We start from the raw sequence: 17,135 nt of genomic DNA on the forward strand, positions 1-17,135 counted from the left end.
CGGCTCTTTGGCGCTACTTGCGCAACTCCGCAACAAAATCGTAGTAATCGTTGCGGCAGTACGTGTCGGTCAATTCGATCGCCCGCTGATCGGCGGTATAGCCCACGCGGGTGATCAACAGCAGCGCCTCGTTCGGCGCGATGCTCATCTGCTGCGCGATCTCCTCGCTCGCGTTCACCGCGCGAAAGTGCTGCAGTGCACGCACGATCGTCAGGCCGCGATTTTCCAGGTACGTGTACAGCGAATCGCCGATGGCTTGCGGATCGGGAATCACCGCTGCCGGAAACGTGGAGTTCTCCACCGCCATCACGATGCCGTCGGCCAGCCGCAAGCGCCGCAAACGCGTCACCGCTGCGGCCGGCGACAGGCCAAGCTGAATCACCTCATCGCGGTTGGCCGGCGAAATCTCGCGCGACAGCCATTTCGAGCTCGGCGTAAAGCCGCGCCGCCGCAGCATTTCGCTAAAGCTCGACAGACGCGACAGCGGATCTTCGTAGCGCGGCGTGATGAAACTGCCCGCGCCCTGGGTGCGGCGGATCAACCCCTGTTCGACCAGCAACGCGATCGCCTTGCGCGAGGTGATCCGCGATACGCCCAGCGCTTCCGAGAGGACGCGCTCGGAAGGCAGCGCTTCACCGGCATTCCAGCGGTTTTCGTGGATGGCACTACCGAGCTTGCGGGCAAGTTGCAGATAAAGCGGCGTGTCGTTTTCCGGGTCCGGGCGCAGGTCGCGCCAGCGGTCTTCCGAGGCAGAGGTCATGGGACTCACGCAAGATAGGCAAGCGGCAATTCTATGACATCGGCGCATCCCGTTATAGCGGGCTTTTGCCTGGGCCGCGGCCGCGGGCGCGTCGAGCCGCTAAACTCGTCGCTATGACTTTCGTAGGGGCGTCGCGTGCAGCCGCGGCGCCGCTGCATCGGTTTGCATCCAGACACTTCGAGGAGTCCATATGACGAGCGATATCGCGAGCGTGAGCCTGCCCGACGGCGAACGCATCCCGGCACTGGGGCAGGGCACGTGGGAAATGGGCGAAGCACCGGCGCGGCGGGCGGCGGAAATCGCCGCGTTGCGCTGCGGCATCGAACTGGGCATGACGCTGATCGATACCGCGGAAATGTACGGCGACGGCGCAACCGAAACGCTGCTCGGCGAAGCGCTGGCCGGTGTGCGCGACCGGGTGTTCCTCGTTAGCAAGGTGTATCCGCACAACGCCAGCCGGCGCGGCGTGATCGCCGCGTGCGAGCAGAGCCTGAAGCGTTTGAAAACGGACCGGCTCGATCTGTATCTATTGCACTGGCGCGGCTCGGTGCCGCTCGCGGAAACCGTTCAGGCGTTCGAGGCGTTGCGCGCGGCGGGCAAGATCCGCCATTGGGGCGTGAGCAACTTCGACACCGACGACATGGAAGAGCTGCTTGCCGCGCCGGGCGGCGACGCGTGCGCGACCAATCAGATTCTCTACAACGTCGCGCGCCGCGGACCTGAATTCGATCTGCTGCCGTGGCTCGCCGCGCGCAAGATGCCGGCGATGGCGTACAGCCCGGTCGATCACGCGCGCCTGCCGAAACGTTCGCCGCTCGACGACATCGCCGACGCGCGCGGCGTTTCGGTGTTCCAGGTGGCGCTCGCGTGGGTGCTGCTGAAGCCCGGCGTGTGCGCGATTCCGAAGTCAGGCCGCGTCGAGCACGTGCGCGACAACCATCGCGCATCGCAATTGCGGCTCAGCGCAGACGAGCTTGCCGCTCTCGACACCTATTTCAAACCGCCGCGCAGCAAGCGTGCGCTCGAGATGCTGTGAATGGGGTGAGCGCGGCCGCGAGCGCTTGCGGCACGGCGGCCCGCCGCATGCAGGTGCTCAGGTGCAGGCGTGGTGCATGTGGACGGAGCCCAGCACGGCGACTTCGGCGGGGGTGTGCCTGAGGGCGTCGTCGTCGACCTGGGCGGCATCCGCGAGGAAATCGGCGACGATCGACGACACCGCTACGTCGCGCAGACACAGCGACACGCGCTGCGTCTCGTTGGCCGGGAGCGCCGCGCGCTGGCCGAGGAACAGGACACCGTACTGATAGCCGTGAATGATGCCGCGGATCGCGCCGACGCACTGGCCTTGCGCGGCGTTGTCGTCTCTCTGCTTGCACATCTGCACGAGCGTGTAGGCCGAGAAGCTAGGGTCGACGGGGGGCGCCGCCTGCGACAGGGTCGGCGGCAGCGGCTTGGCGGGAGGTTGCGCCGGTGTTTGGGCATGAGCGAGCGATGCGAGGCCCAGAGCGGCAACCATCAGCAGGCCGGTGGCCGCGCGTGCCGCGGAGCGAGGAACGTTTCGTTGCATGTTGTAGGCCCTCATATCGAACGTTGAATCTGATATGAGGCGATCGCCCCGGAATGGTTCCATAACACTGGCGCGCGGCCACGTGTTTTGTTGTCGGCGGTTCGTGTGACGGTTCGCGTGACGATTTGCAGCTGTCTGGCGGCACTATGTCCGGGAGATGACGGCGCGCTTGGCGGGTTCGCGAGTCGTTGCGCGCGACGGGTCTCGGGCGGTGACGCTCGACCGGGGGATCGAGAACATCACTGCCGATGCCAGCGGATCGCGGACGCCATGCCCGGCGCATAACGCTGGCCGGAGTATGGCGCGGGGGCATCCTACCGGGGAGCGCGCGCCTACTATTGCCGGTCCGCTCCGCCATTGCCGCCACCGTTGCCGGCGCCGCTGCGTCCGTGGCCTCCTCCAGTGGTCGCGAAGCCTTGCAGCGGGAAGCGCGCAATGGGGATGTGCGGCGCGTAGGATGAAAAAAGCGCATGAAAACGTTTCGACGATGAAACGCGTCGACGCAAAGCGGCATCCAACCGCGCTATTCGTGGCGACCGATGTCCCGCGGTGCGCGAGAGGACTGGTCGTCGGCGGAAACTTCGTTCAGCGCATCGCGTGAGGCGCTTTGCAGCGCACGCAAGGTGTCGACGGGGATATGGCAGCGGATTCGATGCGCGGCCGATGGGGCAGCGCCGCCTTCGCCGCTAGTGGCGTCGGCGTCGGCGTCGGCGTCGAGAAAGGGCGGATCCTGCTGCTCGCAGATCGCGCCGAGCTTGCGCGGACAGCGTGTGTGAAAGACGCAACCCGAAGGCGGCGAGACCGCGCTCGGCAGATCGCCGGACAGGCGGATGCGAGCCTGCTTGTCGTGAGCATTGAGCGAGGGGACCGACGACAGCAGCGCCTCAGTATAAGGATGCTGCGGCCCGTCGAACACCGCCGCGGCCGGCCCGATTTCCAGCAGCCTGCCGAGATACAGCACGGCGATGCGATCCGCGAGATAGCGCACCACGTGCAGGTCGTGCGAGATGAACACGTAGCTGACGCCGCGCTCGCGTTGCAGGTCGGCGAGCAGGTTGAGGATCGCGGCCTGCACGGAGACATCGAGCGCGGAAGTCGGCTCATCGCAGACCACCACGCGCGGCTCGCCGGCAAACGCGCGGGCAATCGCGACGCGCTGCTTGAGCCCTCCTGACAACTGCCGCGTGCGCGAGTCGAGATAACGTTCCGGCAAACGCACGGCGGACGTCAGCGTGGCGAGCCGTGTGTCGATCGCCGGGCCGCGCAAGCCGGTGAGGCGTGTCAACGCGCGGCCGATCAGCCGCTTCACCGAATGCGCCCGATTGAGCGCCGAGTCGGGATTCTGGAAGACGATCTGCAGCGACTTCACCTGCTCGTCGCTGCGTCGTGTGACCCGCGCGGCGAGCGGCGCGCCGTCGAGTTCGAGCACGCCGCCCGCATCGGGCGTGAGCAGGCCGAGCATCAGTTTCGCAAGCGTCGTCTTGCCGCTGCCCGATTCGCCGACGAGGCCGAGCGTTTCGCCGCCGGCGAGGTCAATTGAGACATCGTCGAGCGCGCGCAGCGAGGCGCCGGATACGTGGAACGTCTTCGACAGTTTGCATGCGCGTAGCACGACTGCGGCCGATGAATCGGCCACCGGGCCGCGCTGATTTTCAACCGGTGCGTCCGGCGTCGCGCGCGGCAATTCGATCGCGCGCTCATGGTAGTGGCAACGCGCCATCTGGTCGCCGTGCGCGACCGAAAGCCGGTACGGCGGCGGCGCTTCGCGGCGGCAGCGCTCGTCGGCGAGACGGCAACGCTCGGCGTAAATGCAGCCTTGCGTGACCGAGCCCGGTGACGGCAAACCGCCCGCGATCGTATCGAGCCGCTCCCTGTCCTTGCTGCGCCCGATCGTCGGCAAGCAGCGCAACAGCCCGACCGTGTAGGGATGACGCGGCCGCGTGAAGACGTCGCGTGTCGCGCCTTCTTCGACCAGCTTGCCCGCGTAGAGTACGCCGACGCGCTCGCACATTCGCCCGATTACCGCGAGGTTGTGGCTGATGAAGAGCACGGCGGTGCCGAGTTCCTCGCGCAACTGCGCGACGAGATCGAGCACTTCCGCTTCGACGGTGGCGTCGAGCCCGGTGGTCGGCTCGTCGAGAATCAGCAGCGCGGGGTTCGATGCGAGCGCCATTGCAATCACCACGCGCTGCTGCATGCCGCCCGACAATTGATGAGGATAGCTGTCCATCACCCGTTCGGGCGCGGCGATGCGCACGCGCTCGAGCATGTCCAGCGCGCTGTGCAATGCGTCGTCGCGCGTGGCGCCCGCGGCTTCGAAGGCTTCGCAGACCTGTCGCCCGATCGTCAGCGACGGATTCAATGCGCGCCCCGGGTCCTGATAGACCATTGAAATGCGGTTGGCGCGCAGCTCGCGCAGCGCATCGGCATCGAGCTTCTGCACGTCCGCGCCGGCGATCATGATCTTGCCCGCTTTCACTGTGCCGTTACGCGGCAGATAGCGCACGATCGCCATTGCGACGGTCGATTTACCGCAGCCCGATTCGCCGACGAGCCCATACGCTTCGCCGCGCCGCACGCGAAACGAGACATCCTGCAGCACTTCGCGATCGCGCCCGCGGGTCCGGTAGGTGACGGTCAGACCCACCAACGTGAGCGCATCGGTGCGATCGCTTTTCGACACGTCGAAGGCCGCGAACGGGGAGGGCGGCGCGCTGTTCATCGGTCGAGCACGCCTTGCACGCTGTCGGCGATCAGATTCACGCCCACCACCAGCGTCGCGATTGCGCCGGCCGAGAACACCACGGTCCACCATGCGCCGCCCGCCATCAACGTGTACGACTCGGACAGGGCGAGACCCCAGTCGGCCGACGGCGGTTGAATGCCGAAGCCCAGAAACGACAGCGTGGCGACCGCGAAGATCGCATAGCCGAGGCGCACGGTCGCCTCCACGATGATTGGCGGCAGCACGTTCGGCAGAATCTCGACGAACATGATGTACGGCGCGCGCTCGCCGCGCAATTGCGCGGCGGCCACGTAGTCGAGATGCCGTTCGGCGAACACGGCAGCGCGCACGGTGCGCGCGGTGATCGGCGTGAAGGTGATGCCGATCACGAGGATCACCGTGACGTTGCTCGCACCGACCGCCGCCAGTGCGAGCAACGCGACGATCACGAGCGGCAGCGCGAGCACCGCGTCGATCGCGCGGCCGACCACGTTGTCCACCCAGCCTTCGAAATAGCCGACGATCAGACCCAGCGCCGTGCCCGCCGCCGTGCCGAGCAGCGTCGCGAGCGGCGCGATGGTGAGGATGTCGCGCGCGCCGACGATCACGCGCGAGAATACGTCGCGGCCGAGCTGGTCGGTGCCGAACCAGTGCGTATGGTCGGGCGGCAGCAGCGAATTGAGCGGATCGGACGCATACGGATCGAGGCGCACGATCCACTGCCCGGCGAGCGCGCAGACGATCCACCACGCGACGATCACCACACCCACCACGAAGGTGGGCGAACGCAGCAGGAGGCGCAGCTGCTCGAAACGTGGTTCGGTGGCCGCGGCTTGTTGAGAGGGAGGCACGACCGTGCTCATTCCGCGCTCCTCACGCGCAGCCGCGGATTGAGCAGTACGTGCAGCGCATCGGCGACGAGATTGGCGAGCGTGTAGACCACGCCGATCGTCAGCACGCCCGCTTCGAGCATCGGAAAGTCCTTGGCCTTGGCGGCGTTGTAGATCAGCGAGCCGATGCCCTGATAGTGGAACAGCGTCTCGACCACGACGAGCCCGCCGATCATATAGCCGAGCTGTGTCGCGGCGACGGTGATGGTCGGCAGCAGCGCATTGCGCAACACGTGCCGCCAGATCACGATATGGCGCGGCAAGCCTTTGAGGATCGCGGTGCGCGTGTAGTCCGCGTCGAGCGCTTCGACGGTGCCCGCGCGCGCCATTCTCGCGATGTAGCCGAAGAACACGAGCACGAGCGGCAGCACCGGCAGCACCAGATGCCGTAGCTGTTCGAGCGCGTTCGCTTGCGGCGGATACGACGCTTCAATCGGCAGCCAGCGCAGCCACACGCCGAACACGAGGATCAGCACGATGGACGAAACGAACTCCGGCACCACGGTCGCCGACAAACCGGCGATGCTGATCGTGCGGTCGAGCCAGCGGCCCGCGTGCATGGCCGACCACACGCCGCCCGCGATGCCGAGCGGCACGACGACGACGAACGCGAGCAGCCCGAGCCTGGCCGAATGAGCGAGCGCGTCGGCGATGAACGGCCCGACCGGCTCGCGATACGCATACGAGAGCCCCATGTCGCCGCGCACGAAATGCGTGATCCAGTCGACGTATTGCGTGAGCAGCGGCCGGTCCGCGCCGAGCTGATGGTTGAGCGCGGCGACCGCCTGTGCATCGGCGAGCGGTCCGAGCACCGCGCGGCCGATGTCGCCGGGCAGCAGCTGGCCGCCCGCGAACACGATCACCGACAACAGCCACAGCGTGATCAACGACAAGCCCACGCGCGTGCCGAGAAACCGCGCGACGCGGCCCGCGTTGCCGTTCGATGCGCGGGGGGCGGAGGGGGACGCCGTGGCCGACATCGTAAGCTCCTGCCGAAGGCGGCGCCGGCGCTTACGCGCTCAGCACCGCGCGGTCGAAATAGAGTTGCGCGAGCGCGGTGAAGCGCACGCCGCTTACGCCTTTGCGCATCGCGATGAGCTGATCATAGAAGAACGGAATGATGACCGGCGTTTCGTCGAGCAGCAGCGTCTGGATTTGTCCGGAGATTTTCTTCTGCGTGCCGAGGTCGATCGCCGCGACGAACTGCGCGACCAACTGATCGTATTGCGGATTCCTGAAATGCGCGGCGTTCCACGTGCCGGTGCTCGTGAGCGGCGCGTTCAGGAACACGTTCGGCACGCCGCGATGGCCGTAGTCGGTTATGCCGAGCGGCGAGTCGAGCCAGTCGGATTTGCCGGGTGTGCCCGCGCCGTAGTACAGCGACTGACTCTCGACCTTCAGATTGATACGCACGCCGATCGCCTTCGCCGCGTTCTGCACGACCACGGCGAGGTCGGGAATCTCCATGTACTTCTCGGTGGTCAGCGTGACGTCGAAGCCGTTGGGCACGCCCGCTTGCGCGAGCAGTTGCTTCGCTTTCGCGATATCGACCTTGCGTTGCGGCACACCCGCATCCGATGACGGAAACACCGGCGCGAACGGACTGTCGTTGCCGAGCTGCGCGCGCCCCTTGAAGAGGCCGCGCACCAGCACGTCGCGATCGAGCGACAACGCCAGCGCCTCGCGCACGCGCTTGTCCTTGAACAGCGGATTGTCGTTGCGCATGTGAATCTGCCGATGCGCACTCGACTTCACCCCCACCGCTTTGTAGTCCGGATTGTTCAGAATGCCGGCGCCGCCCTGCACGGTAAAGGTGCCCATCACGTCTGCCTGATGGCCTTGCAACGCGAGCAACTGCGCCTGCTGATCGGCGTAGAAGGAAAACTGTACGCGTTGCGGTAACGCTTTCTCGCCCCAGTAGTCGGGATTGCGTACGAATGACGCGCCCACCTTCGGCTGATACTTCTCGAACCTGAACGGCCCGGTGCCGATGAAGCTCTTTTCATAACCGCCTGCGTAGTTCGCGGGCAGGATCACGGCGTTGTAATTGTCCGAGGAGACGTAGTACGGAAAATTGCCGTTCGGCGCATCCAAATGAAACGCGATCGTGTGTTCGTCGACGACTTTCGCGCCGCCTTTCGACAGCACGCCCTTCAGCACGGAGAGCGCCGCCGACCCGCTCGCGGGATCGGCGAGGCGGTCGAAGGTGGCGGCCACGTCTTTCGCGGTAAACGGCTGGCCGTCGTGGAACTTGACGTTTGGGCGCAGCGTGAAGGTCCACACGTCGCCCTTGTCGTTCGGCTTCCACGACAACGCGAGTGCAGGTTTGAGCATCAGCTTTTCGCCGTCGTCGTCGATCAGGAATTCGCCGGTCTGGTTCAGCAGCGCGAGACTGGCGGCATCGGTGACGGTGAGCGGATCGACGGCGCCGGCCGGCGTCAGGTGGGCGACGCGGATCGTCTGGTTGCCGGCACCCGGCGCGCCTTGCGCTCGTGCCCGCGGCGCAGTCAGCACGCCGCCGCCCGCGAGCGCCAAACCGATCACGCTCGCATGGCGCAGCAACTCGCGGCGCGTGATGCGGCCGGCGAGGAATTCGTCGATGGCGTGGTTGCCGTAGGCGTCGGCGGTGAGGCGGGCTGCGTCGAGTGCGAGAAATCGGTCCGCGGGAGTTTTCATCGATGGAGAGTCCAGTCCGTTCTGTTGCCGGTTCTGAAGAGCCGCGCAAGCCTGCGCAAAGCCGGTTCAGTGTAAGCGATTGCTCGCGGGTCTGGCGCGCTTGCGACGCTGGGAGGTGGCCGATTGGCCGATAAAAGAGCCGCTGTGTATCGTCATCACAACGTTCGGCGCGTGCATTGCAGCGCGTGCGGAATTTGCACGGGGATGCTTATTCAGGGTAATGAGCAGATTCATGCGCCGCATCGGGTTGGATTTACCGCGCCACCGCCCCCGGCCTGCGCCAGCGATGGAACAGCACGGAGCCGATCCAGCACGCCATGAAGGCCGCGACGATCGCGTAACCGAGCGCCCCGAAGCGCTCGTTGACGCTCGCCACCGCGTCCCAGATGCCGCCGCTCAAACCGAGCTTGTCCGACAGCAGCCCGAGCGCTTCGACACCGCCGATCACGATCGCCACCATCGCCGACACGAAGGTGATGCTCGCGTTGTAGTAGAGCTTGCGCTTCGGATCATCCATCGCCCAGCCGTAGGCGTGCACCATCAGCACGTTGTCGGTGGAATCGACGAGCGTCATGCCCGCGGTGAAGAGCGCGGGGAACACGAGGATCGAGTACAGCGGCAGACCGGTGCCCGCCTGCGATGCGGCGATCGCGAGCAAGCCGATCTCGGTCGCGGTGTCGAAGCCGAGGCCGAACAGCACGCCGACGGGGTACATGTGCCAGCTTTTGGTGACGAGCCGGAACAGCGGGCGCAAGGCGCGCGACAGCAGGCCCGCCGGCGCGATCGAATCAACCGCTTGCGCAACCGGCTCGCCGTCGCGTTGAACATGACGATAACGGCGCCACACGTCGCGCAGAATCACGAGATTGACGGCCGCGAGCCCCAGCAGGAAGGTTGCGGATACGAGCGTACCGACCGTGCCTCCCAATTCCTTGAAGGTCTCGAAACGGCCGTGCAGCGAATGCGCGGTCCATGCAATGCCGATGGTCGCGGCGATCACGATCGTCGAGTGTCCGAGCGAAAACGAGAGACCCACGCCGAGCGGACGCTTGCCGCTTTGCATCAGCTTGCGCGTGACGGCGTCGATCGCCGCGATATGATCCGCGTCGACCGCATGACGCAGGCCGAAGCCATACGCGAGCAGCGCGGTCCCGAGCAACAGCGGGTAGTGGCGAAAGGCGATCAGCGCCCATGCCCAGGCGCCGAGATTGGCGGCAATCAGGATCGCGTACAGCGAGAGCAGGCGAGGGCGCAGCGAAGCGGTCGGCGTCATGAGTCGCAGGATGAAGAGTGGACAGTCGAGTTAGTGATCGTGCGGATGCTTGTGAATCGGATCGACCCAGTAGACCGTTTCAGGCGCTTCCACTGCGTCGATGTTCAGATTGACGACCACCGCTTCGTTGTCGCTGCGCACCAGCACGCATTCGAGCGGCTCGTCCGTGCTCGCGTTGATCTCCTGATGCGGCACGTAGGGCGGCACGAAGATGAAGTCGCCGGGGCCGGCCTCCGCGGTGAACTCCAGATGCTCGCCCCAACGCATGCGCGCCTGGCCGCGCACCACGTAAATCACGCTTTCGAGCGCGCCGTGATGATGCGCGCCGGTCTTCGCGTTCGGATGGATCGTGACGGTGCCGGCCCATATCTTCTGCGCGCCGACCCGGGCGGCGTTGATCGCGGCGGCGCGGTTCATGCCCGGCGTTTGCGCGGTGTTGCTGTCGAGCTGGTCGCCCTTGATGACCTTCACGCCGTGCTCGCGCCAATCGACGGGCGCGGCCGGTTGCTCGGCGCCATGTTCGGCGCGATAGTGCGGGTGTTCGTGATCCTGGCTCATGGTGTCTCCTCCTGGGCATCGCCCCGGTGCCCGGCTCGGCGCCGTCAGGCATTTTTGCACGTTCAAAAACGGCTGTGTGGAGAACCGCATCAACGCCGTGCCCACCGGGCGATGGACGAAAAAAAGCCCGTTCACGTGGAACGGGCTTCGGGCGCTTTGGTTGGCCGCTGCAAGCGCGGCGGCTTCGTCGCAGCGCTTGCGCTTACTTCTGTTTCGCGTTGATCACGGCTTCGGCGACGTTATTCGGCGTCTCCGCGTAGTGCTTGAACTCCATCGTGTAGGTCGCGCGGCCCTGGGTGGCCGAGCGCAGCGACGTCGAGTAGCCGAACATCTCCGCGAGCGGCACTTCGGCGCGCACCAGCTTGCCGCCGCCGCCCGCGATGTCTTCCATGCCCTGTACGAGTCCGCGGCGGCTCGACAGGTCGCCCATCACGTTGCCCATGAAGTCTTCCGGTGTTTCCACTTCGACGGCCATCATCGGTTCGAGCAGTACGGGTTTGGCCTTGCGCATCGCTTCCTTGAACGCGATCGAGCCGGCCATGCGGAACGCGTTTTCATTCGAGTCGACGTCGTGGTATGAACCGAAGGTCAGCGTCACCTTCACGTCGACCACCGGATAGCCCGCGAGCACGCCGGCCTTCAGCGTTTCCACGATGCCCTTGTCGACGGCCGGGATGTATTCGCGCGGAATCACGCCGCCCTTGATGGCGTCGACGAACTCGTAGCCCTTGCCCTGCGGCGCCGGTTCGAGCGTGATGACCGCGTGGCCGTACTGACCACGCCCGCCCGACTGCTTGACGAACTTGCCTTCGACATCTTCGACCTTGTTGCGCACCGTTTCGCGATACGCGACCTGCGGCTTGCCGACGGTCGCCTCGACGCCGAACTCGCGCTTCATCCGGTCGACCAGAATTTCCAGGTGCAGCTCGCCCATCCCGGAGATGATCGTCTGACCGGATTCCTCATCGGTTTGCACGCGGAACGACGGGTCTTCCTGGGCGAGACGGTTTAGCGCGATGCCCATCTTTTCCTGGTCGACCTTGGTCTTCGGCTCGACGGCCTGCGAGATGACCGGCTCAGGGAAGATCATCTTTTCGAGGATGATCACGTGGTTCGGATCGCACAGCGTGTCGCCGGTGGTCGCTTCCTTCAGGCCGACGGCCGCGGCGATGTCGCCCGCGTAGACTTCCTTGATTTCCTTGCGCTCGTTCGCGTGCATCTGCAGGATCCGGCCGAGGCGCTCCTTCTTTTCCTTGATCGCGTTGTAGACCGTGTCGCCCGAATTCACCACGCCCGAGTACACGCGGAAGAAAATCAGCTGGCCGACGAACGGGTCGGTCATGATCTTGAAGGCGAGGGCCGAGAACGGATCGGTATCGTTCGGATGACGCTCGATTTCCTTGTCGTGTTCGTCGTGACCGGTAATCGCCGGCACGTCGACCGGCGAGGGCAGGTAGTCGATCACCGCGTCGAGCATGGCCTGCACGCCCTTGTTCTTGAACGCGCTGCCGCACAGCATCGGCACGATTTCATTGGCGATGCAGCGCGCGCGGATGCCGTGCTTGATTTCGTCTTCGGTCAGCGTGTCGCCGCCCAGGTATTTTTCGAGCAGCGTCTCGTTTGCCTCGGCGGCGGCCTCGACCATCTTGTCGTGCCACTCCTTCGCCGTAGCCGCGAGTTCCGCCGGAATATCGCGGTACTCGAACTTGATGCCCTGGTTCTCTTCGTCCCAGAAGATCGCCTTCATCTTGACCAGATCGACCACGCCCTGGAAGTGCTCTTCCGCGCCGATCGGAATCTGGATCGGCACCGCGACGCCTTTCAGGCGATCGCCGATCTGCCGCTGCACGCGAAAGAAATCCGCGCCGACGCGGTCCATCTTGTTGACGAACGCGATGCGCGGCACCTTGTACTTGTTCGCCTGGCGCCACACGGTTTCGGACTGCGGCTGCACGCCGCCGACCGAGTCGTACACCATGCACGCGCCGTCGAGCACGCGCATCGAGCGCTCCACTTCGATCGTGAAGTCGACGTGGCCCGGGGTGTCGATGATGTTGATCCGGTGTTCCGGATAGTTGCCGGCCATGCCTTTCCAGAAGGCGGTGGTGGCCGCCGACGTGATGGTGATGCCGCGCTCCTGCTCCTGTTCCATCCAGTCCATCGTCGCCGCACCGTCGTGAACCTCGCCGATCTTGTGGGTCACGCCGGTGTAGAACAGGATGCGTTCAGTGGTGGTAGTTTTGCCGGCATCGATGTGAGCGCTGATACCGATATTCCGGTAGCGCTCGATGGGAGTCTTGCGGGGCACGTGAACCTCCTTGGAATGGCGCGCCTGAAACGCTTGCCGGGCGGCGCTTTGGCCGCCCGGAGAACCTGGTGCTGCTTAACTGAGATTACAAGGATAGCGCGTCGGCCTGTCTTTTGCAGGAATCTTGCCAGCCGGGCGCGAGCGCCTGCCAGCAGGCGTTCGGCCGCCGCCGCACGGCGCCACCACGCGACGGCGGCAAGGTGGCCCGGATGTAAAAAAGCCGGCGCCTCGCGAGAGGCGCCGGCTTTTCGAGGAGCGCTGAAACGCGGCGGGGACGCCCGCCGTTGCCGTCATCGAGGCGGCTTATTGCTGCACAGCCGGCAAGCCCTGAATCTGCATTCCCGGTTTGATGCCCTTCGACGTGAACCAGCCTTTGGGCATTTCCAGCGCGAACACGCCGTTGTGCGTCGGGCAATGGTTGTTGGTGGTCTCGGCCTGCATCTCGTCGATGTCGGTGATCGTGCCGTCCGCGCGCATGAATGCGATCGACAGCGGGATCAGTGTGTTCTTCATCCAGAAGCAATGCCCTGCGTTCTCGTTGAACACGAACAGCATGCCTTCGTTCGGTCCGAGATTCGTGCGGTACATCAAGCCTTGCTCACGGTCCGCGTCGTTGGCGGCGACGGCGGCATCGATCACGAACATGCCCGCGGTCAGCTTCACGCGCGGAAATTCGTTGGGCTGCTTCGCACCGGCCGGCATCTGCTGAGCGTGAGCAGGGGCGGCGGTGATCGCGGCGAACGACAACGCGGCGAGCGGCAATGCAACGGCAACAGCGAAACGCGCAATCAACGAGCGCATGGGAAATCGCACGGCATGACTCCTTGCTGGAAATTAACTCGCGAATGTTACGCGAGCGCGTCAAAAACAAAAAGGCAGATCGCCTTGCGGTGATCTGCCTTACAACGCCGTAAGAACGGCGGTGAAGCTGGTTCTTGACTGCGTCGTTACAACAAACTTACTCCGATGCTGCCGAAGCTGCAGCAGCAGCTGCTGCCTTCTTGTGCGACTTCTTGTGAGCGTGCTTCGTGGTCTTCTTAGCCGACGAAGCTGCTGCCGGAGCTGCCGAAGCTGCTTCCGGTGCCGAAGCTTGTGCGAATGCTGCCGTTGCGAAAAGGCCAGCGACCAGAGCGGCGATCAGTTTGTTCATTGTGTGAATCCTCAGCTTGAGTTAATTAACCAAATGACCCGGCTATATGTAGAGTCATGTCGGTAAACGTGCCATCCACCTTTCGGTTGACAGTCGCATCGAACAAATTTTTTTCGACACGTCTGCGTAGCGCTCAGACTCCCCGCGCGCACCGCAAAAACGGCTTGCGCAAAGGGCCCTTCAGGCTGAATGCCGGATAGCGTCGGGCGGCATCTGCGTCGAATAACGCGTGAGCTCGCACACCGGTTGACGAAAACTTTCCGGAAATTTATATCGCGAAAGCGCGGTGTCGATATGCGGCTTCGCTGCTCTCGTGAGTGTGTTCGTTTCACGTTTTTTTGCGGGCGTTTCACACGTGTTTTTGTTTGCCGATACAACGGCTTAGCTTTTTTATTCTGCGTGAAACACGCGCACGTGAGGCGAGTTTTGCAAACCCGCGCGCAGAGAGTCGAGCGTTCGGACCACGCTCAGACGACACCGTCCCAAGGCGCCTTCGTTGGCAATTCGACACTTTCCCCGGGTTGAAGGCCGAGTGAAAAGATGTCAAGCGCCCCGATGCCGACGCGCACCAGACGCAGCGTCGGGAAACCAACCGCGGCTGTCATGCGGCGCACCTGACGGTTCTTGCCTTCGGTGATCGACAACTCGATCCACGTGGTCGGTATCGCCGCGCGATAACGGATCGGCGGCGTGCGGGTCCAGAGCGTGTCGTTCGGTTCGACATATTCGGCGCGGCAGGGGCGCGTCACGTAGTCGCCGAGATCGACGCCGCGTGCGAGCTTCTTCAAAGCGGCTGTGTCGACCGCGCCTTCCACTTGCGCCCAATAACGTTTGACGAGCTTATGACGCGGCTCGGCGATGCGCGCTTGCAGCGCTCCGTCGTCGGTCAGAAGCAGCAAGCCTTCGCTGTCGGAGTCGAGGCGGCCCGCCGGATAGACGCCGGGCACCTTGACCCAGTCGGCCAGCGACGCACGTGTCTCATGCGGCGAGAATTGACAGATGGTGCCGAACGGCTTGTTCAGTGCGAGAAGGCGCATAGGGAAACGAATGAGAGTCGCGCGGACACGACCGCGACGGCCAGCGCCGCGAAGTCCCCGGGGGAGCCGCGGGTGCGGTTTTGAATGGCGCGATGATAATGCATAAACGAAAACGGCCTTTCTGCTGTCTTATAAAAGACCCATGAGCCGGCGCGCGTGGGGCCACGGTTTTTGCGTCCATGTTGGGAAAACCCCGAGCCGTTGCCGGATGGCTGCGCGGGGCGCGTGGGCTAGAATAGCGGCCAGGCTTGCTTGCGAGCGTCCTGGCATTGCGCGCAGCGAGGAGCGCCCATTTTCGCAGTCTCCCTTCAGCTTTCTGCACAGCCTTCACTGGAGTCCGATCATGTCGTATCAGCACATCAAGGTTCCGACCGGTGGTGACAAGATCACTGTCAACGCCGATTTCTCGCTCAATGTTTCCGACCAGCCGATCATTCCGTTCATCGAAGGCGACGGTACGGGTCTCGACATCACGCCGGTCATGCTGAAGGTCGTGGACGCAGCGGTGGAGAAGGCGTACGCAGGCAAGAAGAAAATCCACTGGATGGAAATCTACGCGGGCGAAAAAGCGACCAAGGTGTATGGTCCCGACGTGTGGCTGCCGGAAGAGACGCTGCAGGTGGTCAAGGAATACATCGTGTCGATCAAGGGGCCGCTCACCACGCCGGTCGGCGGCGGCATCCGTTCGCTGAACGTCGCGCTGCGCCAGGAGCTCGACCTGTATGTATGCCTGCGGCCGGTGCAGTATTTCAAGGGCGTGCCTTCGCCGGTGCGCGAGCCCGAGAAGACCAACATGGTGATCTTCCGCGAGAATTCGGAAGACATCTATGCGGGCATCGAATGGGCGGCCGAATCGGAGCAGGCGAAGAAGGTCATCAAGTTCCTGCAGGACGAGATGGGCGTGAAGAAGATCCGCTTTCCGGAGTCGTCGGGGATCGGCATCAAGCCGGTGTCGCGCGAAGGCACCGAGCGTCTGGTGCGCAAGGCGATCCAGTACGCGATGGACAACGATCGCCGCTCGGTCACGCTGGTGCACAAGGGCAACATCATGAAGTTCACCGAAGGCGCGTTCCGCGACTACGGCTATGCGCTCGCGCAAAAGGAATTCAGCGCGGAACTGATCGACGGCGGCCCGTGGATGAAGGTCAAGAATCCGAAGACAGGTGGCGACATCGTGGTGAAGGACGTGATCGCCGATGCATTCCTGCAGCAGATCCTCCTGCGTCCGGCCGAATACGACGTGATCGCCACGCTGAACCTGAACGGCGATTATGTCTCGGATGCGCTGGCCGCGCAGGTCGGCGGCATCGGCATCGCCCCGGGCGCGAATCTGTCGGACTCGGTCGCGATGTTCGAAGCGACGCACGGCACGGCGCCGAAATACGCGGGCAAGGACTATGTGAATCCGGGTTCGGAAATTCTCTCGGCGGAAATGATGCTGCGCCACATCGGCTGGACGGAAGCGGCAGATCTGATCATCCACTCGATGGAGAAATCGATTCTGCAAAAACGCGTCACTTATGACTTCGCACGCCTGATGGAAGGCGCGACGCAGGTGTCGTGCTCGGGCTTCGGCCAGGTGATGATCGAGAATATGTAGAACGAAGCGAACTGAATTATTCAGGTCGCATGAAAAGCCCTGGCGTCGCAAGATGGCTGGGGCATTTTTTTGCCCGCTCGTTGAAGCGACCGCTATCGATCCGAACAGCGGTAGGGTGAGCGCGAAAGCCGCCGGCAGCCAAACTATACGGGCCTACCCGATAATTGGGAGCCGTGGCTGTCCGATAAAAACTAACGGAATGAAAAAAGCGCCGCACAAAAAAAGAAACCCGGCAAGCCGGGCTTCAAAGGACGGGTAACGAACAGCCTCAGGCGGGTGCCTGAATGTTCGATGCCTGTTTGCCTTTCGGGCCTTGCACGACCTCGAAGGTTACCTTTTGGCCTTCCTTGAGGGTCTTGAACCCATTCATCTGGATGGCCGAGAAGTGTGCAAACAGATCCTCACCACCTTCATCAGGCGTGATGAATCCGAAACCTTTTGCGTCATTGAACCATTTGACCGTACCAGTTGCCATTCCAACATCCCCTGTAACTCATGTCACTACCACGAGCCCTCGAAAAGCTCCGCGACCACGCAGGTAGCCGCTCCCTCCTCACAAGCTCACCATCGGCATTTTTTCGAAATTATGGC

The 17,135-nt window shown here is 63.9% G+C and carries 15 protein-coding genes; 2 read left to right on the plus strand and 13 right to left on the minus strand.

The features are described 5' to 3' along the window. Positions 1-13: 13 nt before the first annotated feature. A complete protein-coding gene (locus HV770_RS04570) occupies positions 14-760 on the minus strand; it encodes a GntR family transcriptional regulator (protein WP_042321463.1) in 747 nt (248 codons plus the stop codon). Positions 761-950: 190 nt separating this feature from the next. Here HV770_RS04570 and HV770_RS04575 point away from each other — a divergent pair, with 190 nt between their 5' ends. Next, on the plus strand, positions 951-1,796 hold the full coding sequence (locus HV770_RS04575) for an aldo/keto reductase (RefSeq protein ID WP_175158297.1): 846 nt from the start codon (positions 951-953) through the stop codon (positions 1,794-1,796). Between the two features lie 57 nt (positions 1,797-1,853). Here HV770_RS04575 and HV770_RS04580 read toward each other — a convergent pair whose 3' ends face one another. The 11 genes from HV770_RS04580 to HV770_RS04630 form a co-directional block, all read right to left on the minus strand. After that, on the minus strand, positions 1,854-2,327 hold the full coding sequence (locus HV770_RS04580) for a hypothetical protein (protein ID WP_175158298.1): 474 nt from the start codon (positions 2,325-2,327) through the stop codon (positions 1,854-1,856). 523 nt (positions 2,328-2,850) lie between these two features. Beyond that, positions 2,851-5,049 carry an ABC transporter ATP-binding protein gene (locus HV770_RS04585; protein WP_175158299.1) on the minus strand — a complete coding sequence of 733 codons (2,199 nt, stop codon included), beginning with the start codon at positions 5,047-5,049 and terminating at the stop codon, positions 2,851-2,853. Further along, on the minus strand, positions 5,046-5,915 hold the full coding sequence (locus HV770_RS04590; protein ID WP_175158300.1) for an ABC transporter permease: 870 nt from the start codon (positions 5,913-5,915) through the stop codon (positions 5,046-5,048). Before HV770_RS04590 ends, HV770_RS04585 begins: the two co-directional genes overlap by 4 nt. Continuing rightward, positions 5,912-6,922, minus strand: a complete 1,011-nt coding sequence (locus HV770_RS04595) for an ABC transporter permease (protein WP_175158301.1) — start codon at positions 6,920-6,922, stop codon at positions 5,912-5,914. The genes HV770_RS04590 and HV770_RS04595 overlap by 4 nt, the downstream gene beginning before the upstream one ends. Positions 6,923-6,953: 31 nt before the next feature. Beyond that, on the minus strand, positions 6,954-8,618 hold the full coding sequence (locus tag HV770_RS04600) for an ABC transporter substrate-binding protein (RefSeq protein WP_175158302.1): 1,665 nt from the start codon (positions 8,616-8,618) through the stop codon (positions 6,954-6,956). A gap of 253 nt (positions 8,619-8,871) precedes the next feature. Beyond that, positions 8,872-9,891, minus strand: a complete 1,020-nt coding sequence (locus tag HV770_RS04605) for a HoxN/HupN/NixA family nickel/cobalt transporter (RefSeq protein ID WP_175158303.1) — start codon at positions 9,889-9,891, stop codon at positions 8,872-8,874. A 30-nt stretch (positions 9,892-9,921) separates the two neighbouring features. Continuing rightward, positions 9,922-10,449 (minus strand): cupin domain-containing protein, encoded by a 528-nt coding sequence (locus HV770_RS04610; protein ID WP_175158304.1) that lies wholly within the window; start codon positions 10,447-10,449, stop codon positions 9,922-9,924. Positions 10,450-10,651: 202 nt separating this feature from the next. After that, positions 10,652-12,757 (minus strand): elongation factor G, encoded by a 2,106-nt coding sequence (fusA, locus tag HV770_RS04615; protein WP_121315525.1) that lies wholly within the window; start codon positions 12,755-12,757, stop codon positions 10,652-10,654. Between the two features lie 303 nt (positions 12,758-13,060). After that, complete coding sequence (locus HV770_RS04620) at positions 13,061-13,570, minus strand: DUF192 domain-containing protein (protein WP_175158305.1); 510 nt, start codon at positions 13,568-13,570, stop codon at positions 13,061-13,063. A gap of 145 nt (positions 13,571-13,715) precedes the next feature. Next, complete coding sequence (locus tag HV770_RS04625) at positions 13,716-13,907, minus strand: hypothetical protein (RefSeq protein WP_121315523.1); 192 nt, start codon at positions 13,905-13,907, stop codon at positions 13,716-13,718. A gap of 467 nt (positions 13,908-14,374) precedes the next feature. After that, on the minus strand, positions 14,375-14,944 hold the full coding sequence (locus HV770_RS04630) for a pseudouridine synthase (RefSeq protein WP_175158306.1): 570 nt from the start codon (positions 14,942-14,944) through the stop codon (positions 14,375-14,377). A 343-nt stretch (positions 14,945-15,287) separates the two neighbouring features. Between HV770_RS04630 and icd the strand changes: the two genes are divergently transcribed. Beyond that, complete coding sequence (gene icd / locus HV770_RS04635; protein WP_121315521.1) at positions 15,288-16,544, plus strand: NADP-dependent isocitrate dehydrogenase; 1,257 nt, start codon at positions 15,288-15,290, stop codon at positions 16,542-16,544. A 268-nt stretch (positions 16,545-16,812) separates the two neighbouring features. Here icd and HV770_RS04640 read toward each other — a convergent pair whose 3' ends face one another. Further along, positions 16,813-17,019, minus strand: a complete 207-nt coding sequence (locus HV770_RS04640) for a cold-shock protein (RefSeq protein ID WP_007180614.1) — start codon at positions 17,017-17,019, stop codon at positions 16,813-16,815. Positions 17,020-17,135: the final 116 nt, after the last annotated feature.

The sequence above is a fragment of the Paraburkholderia fynbosensis genome (genome assembly GCF_902859935.1).
Taxonomy (GTDB): Bacteria; Pseudomonadota; Gammaproteobacteria; order Burkholderiales; family Burkholderiaceae; genus Paraburkholderia; species Paraburkholderia fynbosensis.